General features: G+C 48.4%; 11 protein-coding genes. 1 reads left to right on the forward strand and 10 read right to left on the reverse strand.

Annotated elements, in window-relative coordinates; all coding sequences use genetic code 11:
• Nucleotides 1–97 precede the first annotated feature (97 nt).
• The 10 genes from ABZR88_RS21585 to ABZR88_RS21630 form a co-directional block, all read right to left on the reverse strand.
• The gene (locus ABZR88_RS21585; RefSeq protein ID WP_107831489.1) at nt 98–1150 is read right to left on the reverse strand and encodes a HesA/MoeB/ThiF family protein; all 1053 of its coding nucleotides are present in this window, start codon (nt 1148–1150) and stop codon (nt 98–100) included.
• A complete protein-coding gene (locus tag ABZR88_RS21590; protein WP_211309877.1) occupies nt 1150–2316 on the reverse strand; it encodes an NTP transferase domain-containing protein in 1167 nt (388 codons plus the stop codon). Before ABZR88_RS21590 ends, ABZR88_RS21585 begins: the two co-directional genes overlap by 1 nt.
• Complete coding sequence (moaC, locus tag ABZR88_RS21595) at nt 2297–2773, reverse strand: cyclic pyranopterin monophosphate synthase MoaC (RefSeq protein ID WP_107831487.1); 477 nt, start codon at nt 2771–2773, stop codon at nt 2297–2299. Before moaC ends, ABZR88_RS21590 begins: the two co-directional genes overlap by 20 nt.
• A gap of 212 nt (nt 2774–2985) precedes the next feature.
• Nucleotides 2986–4182: a molybdopterin molybdotransferase MoeA gene (locus tag ABZR88_RS21600; RefSeq protein ID WP_107831485.1), complete on the reverse strand. Its 1197-nt coding sequence runs from the start codon at nt 4180–4182 to the stop codon at nt 2986–2988.
• A gap of 95 nt (nt 4183–4277) precedes the next feature.
• A complete protein-coding gene (gene moaA, locus ABZR88_RS21605; protein ID WP_107831483.1) occupies nt 4278–5264 on the reverse strand; it encodes a GTP 3',8-cyclase MoaA in 987 nt (328 codons plus the stop codon).
• A gap of 458 nt (nt 5265–5722) precedes the next feature.
• A complete protein-coding gene (locus ABZR88_RS21610; RefSeq protein WP_107831481.1) occupies nt 5723–6748 on the reverse strand; it encodes an asparaginase in 1026 nt (341 codons plus the stop codon).
• A gap of 48 nt (nt 6749–6796) precedes the next feature.
• Entirely contained in the window at nt 6797–7567 is a 771-nt protein-coding gene (locus ABZR88_RS21615) for a TatD family hydrolase (RefSeq protein WP_107831479.1), read from the reverse strand.
• Nucleotides 7568–7612: 45 nt separating this feature from the next.
• Nucleotides 7613–8617, reverse strand: coding sequence for an FKBP-type peptidyl-prolyl cis-trans isomerase (locus ABZR88_RS21620; RefSeq protein ID WP_107831477.1), 1005 nt, complete (start codon nt 8615–8617; stop codon nt 7613–7615).
• A 67-nt stretch (nt 8618–8684) separates the two neighbouring features.
• Nucleotides 8685–9674 (reverse strand): FKBP-type peptidyl-prolyl cis-trans isomerase, encoded by a 990-nt coding sequence (locus ABZR88_RS21625; RefSeq protein WP_107831475.1) that lies wholly within the window; start codon nt 9672–9674, stop codon nt 8685–8687.
• A 6-nt stretch (nt 9675–9680) separates the two neighbouring features.
• Nucleotides 9681–10691 (reverse strand): bifunctional oligoribonuclease/PAP phosphatase NrnA, encoded by a 1011-nt coding sequence (locus ABZR88_RS21630; RefSeq protein WP_107831473.1) that lies wholly within the window; start codon nt 10689–10691, stop codon nt 9681–9683.
• Nucleotides 10692–11619: 928 nt separating this feature from the next.
• Here ABZR88_RS21630 and ABZR88_RS21635 point away from each other — a divergent pair.
• Complete coding sequence (locus tag ABZR88_RS21635) at nt 11620–12039, forward strand: nucleoside-diphosphate kinase (RefSeq protein WP_107831469.1); 420 nt, start codon at nt 11620–11622, stop codon at nt 12037–12039.
• The last annotated feature ends 85 nt before the right edge of the window (nt 12040–12124 follow it).

Genomic DNA, 12124 nt, shown 5'->3' on the forward strand with positions numbered 1-12124 from the left:
GGACGGTATGTTAATAGAAAAAACGTTAAGCTGATAGAGAGCTCCATAGGAGTGGCATGTTGGCTATATAAATGTCAACAAAAGGAGTGTCAACCTGTCAATCCTCCCAATGATTAATCCCACCCTCCAAAGAGTAGATTTTTAATCCCGGATAAACCTCCCGCATTTTTTGTACCACGGCCGCACTGCGCTTACCAATGATACAGTAGAGTACCACCGGTTTACTGCCATCTAAGGTTTTTAGATGGCGTTCTATTAAATAGGGTTCTACATTTGCTCCGCCGATGTTAAATTCTTCGTGTTCTTCTTCCGTACGGATATCGATCAACTCAACAGCGTTAGCAGCCATAGCGGCTTTCAGGTCATCAGCAGAGATGGTTTCCATGAGTTTAGGTTGGGGGAGTGATTGGATATTGGTTTTAGTTGTTTTGCCGATGCCCACCACGCGGCTTTGCATGGTTTGTGCATCAAAGATGAGGATCTTGCCGGCCAATAGATCGCCGGTGCCTGTCAGGTATTTCAATACCTCATTAGCTTGCATACAACCAATGACGCCTGCTAGTGTGGGGATTACTCCGCCTACAGCACAATCTGGCACTTGACTAGCATCTACCTGCGGATACAGATCGCGGTAATTGGGTGTGCGCCGGCCATCGGCATTAGCTACGTTCCACACGGCAACCTGGCCTTCAAATTGGTAAATGGCACCGTAAACAAGCGGCTTGCCTTGCAGTACGGCGGCATCATTCAGCAGGTAACGGGTTTCAAAATTATCGGTAGCGTCTACAATGATGTCGTAAGATTGAAATAGCTCCATGACGTTTACGGCATCCACCCGCAACATGTGCGGAGTAACATTAATCTGAGGGTTCTGCTGTTGCAGGCGCTCTGTAACTACTTCTGCTTTCTTCCGCCCTTCATCCGCCGGATTAAATAAGATCTGCCGGTGCAGGTTGCTTATATTCACCACGTCATCATCTGCAATGCCCAGTGCGCCTATGCCAGATGCCGCCAGGTATTGTGCGGCCGGGCAACCCAGTCCGCCAGCACCCACAATCAACACTTTGGCCCGCTGCAGCTTTTGCTGCGCAGCCGTGCCGAAGCCGGGCAAAGCCATCTGGCAACTGTATCTGAGCAGGTTGGCATCCATCAGGCGGTGATGTTTTTTTGTTGAAGGATGGTTTTTACTTTTTCCAGTTCCTCGGGTGTATTCACATTGGTAAGTGATTCCGGGAACGATGGGTTAATTACATGCGTATGGGTATTGATTAACACTTTACGCGGGCAACTATAGCCCTGCCCCAAAAACGACAATAATTCTGCATAGCTTTTCGGCTCCCAAATGGTAATCAATGGTTCAGGGAAACCATCATGCGGACTCACAAATGTGGTGGCCACATGTTTGGTGCTTCGCGACGCGATCAATTCATCTAACGTTGGCCGATCCAGTAGCGGCAGATCACAAGCTACCACCAGCCATGCACTATCTGGTTGTTGACGGAAAGCGGAAAGAATGGCGCCGTAAGGCCCCAATCCTGTAAAAGTATCGGTAAGGGTTTGATAGTTGGGGTCGATGCCCGCTTTCTGCTCATCTCGGCAGGAAATAAAAACGTCCTGGCAATAAGGCTTCAGCAGATCGGCCATGTAATATTGTTGTTCGCGACCATGCCAGTTAATGGCAGATTTATCGGCGCCCATTCGTTCGCTTTTACCACCGGCCAGCACCAGTCCGTTCAATACAGGTGCTTTTGTCTGCAAACTATTGTTGATGAGGTTGACAATCTGCTCCGTCTCGCTCAGCTTGAAAACAGGGATCTGTTGCCAATCTGCAATGGCTTCTTTAATAAAATCAAACGGTTCTGTTTCGCCGTCAGCTAGTAGAAAAAGTTTTACTGCTGTAAGCTGATCTAATCGTTTGCGCAATGATTCTTTCTTGCGGCTATCAATTACCACTATCTGCTGTTGCCCTTGGTGGTGGTTGCCATTAAGCAGTACCACATCGCAATCGCCAAGTAATTTACGCTTAGCAAAGGGGTTAACTTCGCTATTCAAACTAATATTTTGCGCTTCGTCGGCATCGATATATTCTAACACCGCACCATTGTTCAAGCGGGGAGATACGGCGGTTTGCTCGTCGTTATGCTCGGCATCTACATAAGCCATAGCATATTTGCCAGATAGTGCTGCGATGATCTTTTCGGCCAGCGTTTTAATATCGCCACAGGGCGCACCTACTATAGCCCATTCGTTACGGCCCCAGTTACCCATGGCCGGGCGCACCAGCGCGGTGTGTTTTTTATGCCCTTTTGAAGTCACGTTTACCTCCTGTTTTGGCCATCAGCTTGGTTTCTTTAATCACAATATCATGGCTCAGTGCCTTGCACATATCATAAACTGTGAGGGCAGCCATGCTGGCACCCACCAATGCCTCCATCTCTACGCCCGTTTTGGCGGTGATGCTGGCGGTGCAATCAATCACCACATCGTTATCCTCATTCAGACTGATATCTACCCGGCAGTTATCCAGCCCCAGGGGGTGACAAAGCGGTATCAGTTCGCCGGTTTTCTTAGCGGCCATAATCCCGGCAATCATCGCCACCTGGAACACCGAGCCCTTGGCCGTTTGCATATCGCTGGCGGTCAATTGTTCTAACACCACCGGCGGCAGGCTCACAATGCTGCGGGCCGTGGCCGTGCGTTGAGAAACGGACTTTGCAGCCACATCAACCATGGCGGGGTTGTGGTCGGTATCTATATGGGTGAGTTTATTCATTTTTGGTTATTGCACTGATTTTTAATTCTGGTTTCGGTTATAAACCGAAACCATGGAAGGATCTTAATCCCATATGTCATGCTGAGGAACGAAGCATCTCTGAGGACGACCCTTTGAGATTTGCATCAGAGATGCTTCGCTATCGCTCAGCATGACATACCCTTTATTTTTAAGGCATTGTGAGAGGCGGCACCTTATTTGGTATTGCCTTTCTACTTAAACAACCAGACCCTGTAAACCTCGCCGGCTTTGAACGTTGTTTTCTCTAGCGGGAGTTCCATAAAGGCGTCTGTATCGGCTAAGTTAGCAAAATCTCCGGAGCCGTTGCCGGCTATAGGCTTGGCCGTCAGTTTACCTTCTGTTGTATAGCCCAGCTGCACTTGTAAAAAATATTGCAGTTCGGGTTTGAAGGTAAAATCCTCACTCAGCACCGCATAAACAGGCTGTTTTGTCTGCATGCCTACCGAGGCTTGCAACCATGGAATAAAATACCGGTAAGCCCCCATAAACGTAGCCACCGGATTGCCCGGAAATGCAAAGACCAATACACCGTCTGCGCTTGCGCCAAACCAGAATGGCTTGCCCGGGCGCTGCTGTACCTTGTGGATAATCTTGGCTACCGATAATTCTTCCAGCGCACGCGGGATATAATCAAACTTGCCCATAGACACCCCGCCCGAGAGGAGGATGACATCATAGTTTTCTAAACAATGCCCAATAGACTCGCGGGTTTGTTGCGGCTCATCGGGGATGTGGCGCATGTCGGCAGTCAATCCATACTGTTGCAAAACGGCTTTCAGCGTGTAACTGTTAGAGCGCCTGATTTGCCAGGGTGATGGCGTTTCATTAACCTCCACCAATTCATCTCCCGAAGAAATGATGACTACCCGCGGTTGCTTGTTTACCAATACCTCTGTTTTGCCAACAGAAGCAATGGTGTTGATTAATGCTGGTGTAATGAGCGTGCCTTTGGTGGCCACCACATCGCCTTGTTTCCTGTCGCGGCCGCGCAGGTGCAGGTTTTGGCCTTGTTCAATTTGGTCAACAAGAATCAGCGCGGTGCTGCCGTTCATCTCCACATCTTCATAACGGATTACCGTATCTACCGATTGGGGCATAACCGCGCCCGTCATAATCTCAACGCACTGACCATTGGCATCAATATCTATCGGCGGCTCACCGGCAGCCTGGGTGCCGGCTATGTGAAACTCGCGCGCGCCATTCTTAAAATCGTTATAGCTGATGGCAATGCCATCCATAGTTACCCGGTTAAAGGCGGGCATATCGCGGTCGGCAGTTAGGTCTTCGGCCAGTACCCGGCCTACAGCTAACTCAAAAGGCACCCGTTCGGTGCCATAGTTGCGCACCTGGGCCTGTATCAGTTCATCGGCTTGTTGTACGGTTGTCATAGGCCTCACCCCGGCCCGCTCCAAAAGAGAGGGCGTTTTAAATTTTATTTAATTATTAAATCCGAAATCGAAACTTTCAAATCCGAAATCTGATGTCATCCTCCAATCGTTGCCATAGACTCATGAACAGTATGGCTGTTGCCTTGCTGCTCGGCCTCGTGGCCGTCCAGCGCTCTGTGGTTCATGTTGGTTATTATGGCTTGTTTCAGTTCGTCATCGCTGGCGCCATTGCGTAAAAGCTGGCGCAGATCTAATCCTCCTGATTGATACAGGCAGGTTTTTAGCTCGCCTTGTGGTGTGAGCCTGATGCGGTTACAACTGCCGCAAAATGTACGCGAGTAGGCGGCAATCAGGCCAATATCTCCCCGGTGACCGGGGATCTGGTAATTGTAAGAGGTAGAGCCTGCTGCGTCTTTTAATTTCTCCAAATTGGGATGAGCGCCTTTGATGTGCTCCAAAATGCGCACGTAATCCCAGGCCAGGCCGTTGTACTCATGGCTGTCGCCGTTAAAAGGCATCTCTTCAATAAATCGTACCGAGACGGGCAGCTCTTTGGTCAGCGCCACCAGCGGCAGAATATCTTGTGTGTTGCGGCCATCCATCACCACGGCATTTATTTTTACGTCGATGTCATGCTTCAGCAATTTATCCAAGGTATGCATCACTGCCGCAAATTCATCGCGACGGGTAATGCTGAAAAACCGGGCGGCATCCAGCGTATCCAAACTCAGGTTAACGGCTTTGATGCCCAGTTCTTTTAACTCAGGAACGTGCGATGCGGTAAGTACGCCGTTGGTAGTGAGGCTGATGTCTTTCAGGCCGTTAATTCCGCGCAGTTGCCGTAGAAAGCCCATCATCTCTTTACGTACAAAAGGCTCACCGCCGGTAATGCGGATCTTTTGGATGCCCATGCCCACCAGCAGGGTGCAAAGGCGCAGCATCTCCTCATAACTCAACAAGGCTTCGCGGCTCAGCCAATCAATGCCTTCTTCGGGCATGCAATAGAAACAACGCAGGTTACACCTGTCGGTTACCGCCAGGCGTAAGTAAGTTATTTCTCTGCCGTGATTGTCGATGAGCATAGTACCCCTCCCAACCCTCCCCAAAGGGGAGGACTTTCTGCTTCTTTTTTTAGATAAGTTATAAAGATAAAGCACCACAGAAGGTTTTACAACTAAAGAGGCGCCAATGAGCGGTAAATTACGTTAATATGATGCCGAGGGACATGTTACGGCGGCCAGAGGCCGCGAGGGGGCGTCACTAGCGTGGACTCCACAGGTGTTGGGAAGATGTTGAAATCCCCTCTTGAGAGGGCGCGCGTCGACGGCGCGGCTGCAGGGGTGTGTCATTCGCACGTATAAAGGACACACCCCTCCACCCCTCTCAAGAGGGGAATCGCGCAACCCCAGCGCTTTTTTTATCTCAACACCTGTGGCGTGGACGCGAGCGACTGCAATGGCACTTTAATAATGCAAATAGCGATGGGTTTTAAGCCCATCGCTATCTATAAGTTCGCCATAGCGAACATCTTTCTTATACTTTAATACGATATCGTCAACTCGCCGCGCAGATCCGTTTCCAGCCATTCTTTTACTTGCAATGGGTCGCTGCTTTGGCTCAACAGGAACATCATTTTGGTAACGGCGGCTTCAAAGGTCATATCATATCCGTTGGCTACGCCTACGTCTTTGAGTTGTTTGCTGGTTTCGTAACGGCCTAATTCTACAGTGCCGACTTTACATTGAGAGATGTCTACGATCACCTTGCCTTTGTCTATCGCACTTTTCAGCAGATCGATAAACCATTGGTCGGTGGTGGTATTACCAGCGCCGAATGTTTCCATAATGATGCCGCGCACATCGGAGTTTAAAATGGTTTCTACCACTTTCGGACTAATACCCGGGTACAGTTTCAATACCGCTACCTCGTTCAGCAATTCTTTGTGCACTACCAGTGGCTTATCTACCGGCGGCTGGCGGATATCATTGATGCTGAACAACAGGTGCACGCCAGACTCTGCCAGGATAGGATAATTTGGCGAGCGGAAAGCCTCAAATTTTACCGAATTATATTTAAACGAGCGGTTACCGCGAAACAGTTTATAGTCAAAATAGATACAAACCTCTGGTACGCGCGAGCGATCGTGTTTCTTAGACTTGGCTATTTCGATGGCCGTCATCAGGTTCTCTTTTGCATCAGTACGGATGGCGCTGATAGGCAGCTGAGACCCCGTGAAGATTACCGGCTTGGCCAGGTTCTCCAGCATAAAGCTCAGGGCCGATGCCGTGTAAGCCATGGTATCAGACCCGTGGAGAATCACAAAACCATCCACCTTTGCATAGTTTTTCTCAATCAGTTCGGCCAGTTCGCACCAGATCTTCGGGTTCATGTTGGATGAATCAATGATCTCGGCAAAAGAGTGTACGCGGATACGGCAGTTCAGTCGCTCCAACTCAGGTACGTTTTCCATGATCTGCTCAAAGTTGATAGGTTTGAGCGCACCGGTGCGTGGGTCGGTCATCATGCCTATGGTGCCACCGGTGTAAATGATCAGTATCTGGTTCATGGAAATTTGAGGTTAAGATTTAAATATAACAAATTGTTTTGCAATCGCTTAAACGCCGAAAATTTTTACGGAGTTAGCGGTTGTTGCTTCGGCAATGGCCTTAATACTGGTGTTATGCAGTTCGGCCACCTTATCGGCCACGTAAGTAATATACGCGCTCTGGTTACGCTGCTTGCCGCGGAAAGGAACGGGGGTAAGATACGGTGAATCAGTTTCCAATACGATGTGCTTAATATCAATTTGTTCTACCACTTTATCTAAACCCGAGTTTTTGTAGGTAACTACCCCACCAATACCCAGGTAAAAATTTAATCCTATTACTTTCTGTGCCTGCTCCAGCGTACCGGTAAAGCAGTGAAATATGCCGCGCAGTTTTTCGTCCTGCGCTTCTTCCAGCACCTGGAACACCTCATCAAAGGCCTCCCGGCAATGTATAACGATGGGAAGGCCGTTTTCTTTTGCCCAGCCTATCTGAATTTTAAAAGCCTCTATCTGGTTGGCCAGCGTGGTTTTGTCCCAATGCAGGTCAATACCAATCTCGCCGATGGCATAAATTTTACGCTGAGGGATGGCTGCGCCGATGGTTTCCAGTTGCTGGCGCCAATCGTCTTTCACATCGCAGGGATGCAACCCCAGCATAGCAAAGCAATTGTGCGGGTAAGCATCTGCCAGGTTAAACACCATGGGCATAGATGCCACATCAACATTTGGCAGAAAAAGACGATCTACTTTGTTCTCAAAGCAGGCGTTCATCAACGCTGCGCGTTTTACGGGGTCAGTTTCGTAATAGAGGTGGGTATGTGTATCGGTTAATACCATTTTGCAAAAGTAAAAAGCCCGCTGTTGTTAGCAGCAGGCTTTTTGTCAATTTTTCTTTTTAACCGGGGCGGCAGCTTTTTTAGCCGGCGCTTTGGTGGCTGTTTTTGCTCCTGTTTTCTTAACCGGCGTTTTTGGATGGGCCGGTGTTTTTGGTTTTGGCGGGATGGCTTTTACCACCTCCACATCAAATACCAGGGTGCTGAATGGTGCAATGTCGTCACCTGCGCCTTGTTCGCCATAGGCTAAGTCAGACGGGATAACGAAGGTGGCTTTAGAGCCTTCGTTCAGCAGCAACAAACCTTCATCCCAACCGCGAATTACCGAACCCTGGCCAACTACTACCTTAATAGGCTCATAGGTGCGGCCTGGCTGTACCAATCCGGCAGCTTTGGCAATTGGCTCTAAGCTGGTATCAAAAACTTTATCGGCAGTGGTGCGGCCTGCATAATTTACCAGCACGGTATCGCCAGCTTGTACTTTACGTTTAACCGATGCGCGGGTGACCACATATTTCAGGCCAGATGGCGTGCTTTTCAATGTAAGCTTGTGGGCTGCAACGTATTTATCGGCAGCAGTGGTTTCGGCGTTTTTCATTTTAGCCATGGCAGCGTTACGCTCGGCAATGGCATCGTTAAGCGATTGTACTTTTACAATCTTCAACACGAAGATCATATTGCTGCCTTTTGGCAAAAACGGCGGGCGCGCCTCATCATGACCGGCAAAAACCGAGTCAGTTGGTACGCGCACCAGGGCGCTATCAGCTTCGGCCAGCATCGGGAACACCTGCATTAAATCGCCAACGTTTTGGCTGGGTTGTACCTGTAGCTTAATTGGGTGACCTACGGTGAACGAGTTGAACAACACTGAGTCTTTCTCAGTTTTCTGGATCACGTTGAAGGTAATTACGTCCTCAACCTTAATTTTTGGCGCTGCACTGTGCGTGTAGATCTGGTATTGCGCACCCTGCGGCGTTTTTTGCCAGGTTGTGTGCGTTTGTGCTTTACAAAATGCCGGCAGCGCCAACAGCGCTAAAAGGGCTATCTTTTTCATAAGTATGCTTATTACAACAAAACGCCCCCCGGAAACATTCCGGGAGGCGTTTGCAAATATCTAAAAATTATTTTTGAACCGGTGGAGCGGCTTGCAATTGTGCTGCTGCAGGCGGCGCTGGTGGCGTAGCCGGTTTTGCGTTTGGATCTGGTTTGATGATGTTTACCAGTTCAACTTCAAATACCAGCGGAGTGAATGGGCCGATTGGGCCGTTACCTTGCTCGCCATAACCCAGTGATGAAGGGAAGATCAGGGTAGCTTTAGCGCCTTTGTTCATCAGCGATAAACCTTCGTCCCAACCTGGTACTACCTGGTGCTGACCGATAGCAAACTTGAACGGTTTGTAAGGGTTCATTGGGTTAAACAGGCTCTTATCTTTTTCGGCTTCGGCTTTGATGTTGGTTTCAAAAGCTTTGCCTGAAGTTAATTTACCTACATAGCTCACTTCTACAGTATCGCCCGCTACCGGGGTTGGACCGCTACCTGGTTTGGTGATTACGTAGTTCAAACCTGATGCGGTTTTCTTAACGTCCAGTTTGTTATCAGCAACGTATTTGGCAATTTTACCTGGTTCTTCTTTTTTAGCCTGATCTGCCAGACCTTTAAAGAACTCATTGATACGGTTGCGGAACATTACGTCGTCCAGTTTGCCTTTGGCAATTACTTTTTCAACTTTGATCTGGTAAACCAGGAATTTGCCTTTGAAGCCCGGTGGCTTTGGCTGTCCTGCTTTGAAAATAGAATCAGCGTTAATTTTAACAGTTGCGCTGTCGCCCTCGCTCAGTAATGCTAAACCAGCGTAAATATCGCCAGGGTTTTGTGGTTTTGGCAGGATGGTTGGAATTGCGCGACCGGTGTTATAAGTACTCATCATCACAGAATCGGCATCGTTCTTAATGATCATGTTGAGATATATAAAATCGCCCTCTTTCATGTTCTGGCCAGACTTGTCCTCGTGAATGTTGTAGAGCAGACCACCCGGGCCTTTTTTGAAACCACTGTTACATGCAGCCAGCGCTACAGCCACGGTAAAAAGAAACATTAAGTTTTTTTTCATTGCTTGTTATTGAATTAATAGTGTTTTGTACTCAGGTAATATAGATTTAAATTGATCAGTTACTTGTTGCAGATTTAACTCTGAGTGGCCGCCTGCTGCATTGCGATGGCCGCCTCCGTTAAAGTATTTTTTGCAGATCTCGTTTGCCGGGAACTCCCCTTTTGAACGTAACGACAGCTTCACCCTGTCTGGCCGTTCTACTATAAACGCAGCCAAGCGTACACCTGTTATAGACAGGGCATAATTTACCACGCCTTCGGTATCGCCGGTTTTTACGTGGTAGCGGCCCAGCTCTTCGCTGGTTACGGTAATAACTGCGGTGTTAAACTCATGCAGTACTTCCAGTTTTTCGCTCAGGCAATGCCCTAAAAAGCGCAGACGTTCTTCGGATGAGTTGCTGTAAACCAATTCATGAATGCGCCAGTTTACCGCGCCGGCATCCATCAGGTTAGCCACAATGCGGTGTACGGCAGAAGTAGTGCCGGGGAAACGGAACGAGCCCGAATCTGTCATGATGCCGGTATAAAGACACTCGGCTACATCTTTGTTGATGTATTTCTCGCCGTGCAGTTCTTCGGTAATAAAAGTGTAGATCAGCTGTGCAGTAGCGCAGGCGTTGATGTCCCAGTAGCGGTAATCGTCAAAATCTTCGGGCTCCAGGTGGTGGTCAATCATCACCTTGTGTGCCTTGGCCGCGCGAATCACCTCGCCCAGTTCATTGATGCGGCTCAGGGTGTTAAAATCGAGACAGAAAACCAGGCTGGCTTCATCTACATATTTAGCTGCCAGGGCCGTATCGGTGGTATAGATCAATACATCGCCATTGCCGGGCATCCAGGCCAGAAAGTCGGGATAGTCTGTTGGCGTGATCACTTTTACGTGATGGCCCTGCTGTATTAAATAGTTGTACAAGCCCAAAGACGACCCCATAGCATCACCATCTGGTTTGTGGTGTGTGGTAATAACTATCTTTTGCGGTTGCGTTAATAATTGTTTAAGCGAGGCTATCTCTAACATGCTGTCCTTTAAAAAAGAGTTGCAAACATAAATAAATTAATTAAATACGGATATGCAATTTAAAGTGATTGCAAACAGCTTGTTTTAACTTAACATAATGATAATGTGGTGGGTGTTTTTGGAGGTGAATGATGCTGGGCTTGTGCTAAAACCGGGGTTCCGTGCTTCTTGTTCTTCCGTCCCCCTCAATCGCCGCGGGAGGGCTCGTTACTTTGTCTTGATACAAAGTAACCAAAAATCAAGACAGCGGAAATGCTTCTTTTGCCGCACGGGGCTTGCCCTGCAAATCAGGCAGAACCACAGGGCGCCACTTCAACGCCCCCGCTTGCGCTGCGCACCTGGCCATCGCTTCAGGCGTCGAAGATGAATGCCCTTTACAGCCGTACACCCCAGCTTGTTCTGCCTGATTTCGCCCAGAAGCTGCCCGCTGTCGGCCACCGCGCCATAGTCTGTCTTGAATCAGGATTTTTAAGATTAAATTAATTTTCAGCACAGTACAGTTTTGACCAGAATCCTATTAAATGATAAAAAACTCATAAATTCCAGTTCAGACAAAAAGCGCCGGGCTGTCAAAACGCCGGGCCGGGCGTTGGCGGGAATGCCACGAAATTTGACTGCGCTGTGCGCGTCAAATTTGTGCAGGGCGCGGAGAAGGAATCGTTTTGACTTGATTTTTTGGTTACTTTTTGATCAAGCAAAAAGTGACTAGGCCTCCGCGGCCATGAGCGGGCTACAGAACCAAATTGTACTGCACTTAATGTCAGCACGAACAGTCATTGTAGCATTGTCATAACGTGCAAGGCGCCGATCCTTCATCCGATGGTCGGCATACCTCATGTATCCCCAATTTTAACTTTTGAATTTACTCTCCCCGCTTTTAATTAATAACCTTACCTTTGCGCAAAAATTTAGAAAGCTCAGTAACACGATGAAAACCAACAGAACTTTTACAATGATTAAACCCGATGCCGTTGCTAACGGACACATGGGCGCTATCCTTGATCAGATCATTAAAAACGGCTTTACCCCCGTTGCTTTAAAATATACTTACCTGACTCCGGAACTGGCCGGCAAATTTTACGAAGTACACAAAGAGCGTCCGTTCTATGCTGACCTGGTAAAATTCATGTCATCAGGCCCTATTGTTGCCGCTATTTTGGAGAAAGAAAATGCAGTAGCCGAGTTCCGTACCCTGATTGGTGCTACCGATCCGTCTAAAGCTGAAGCCGGTACCATCCGCCAGCTGTTTGCAAAATCTATCGAAGCTAACGCAGTTCACGGTTCAGATTCTGACGAGAATGCCGAGATTGAAGGTAACTTCTTCTTCTCTGCTTTCGAGCGTTTCTAAGCCCGGAGCTTAATTGATATAAAAAAGGCTGTTCGCCCGGGTTGTAAGATTTTATAACCCAGGCAGACAGCTTTTTTTGTTTCTT

The organism is Mucilaginibacter yixingensis, from assembly GCF_041080815.1.
GTDB lineage: Bacteria > Bacteroidota > Bacteroidia > Sphingobacteriales > Sphingobacteriaceae > Mucilaginibacter > Mucilaginibacter yixingensis.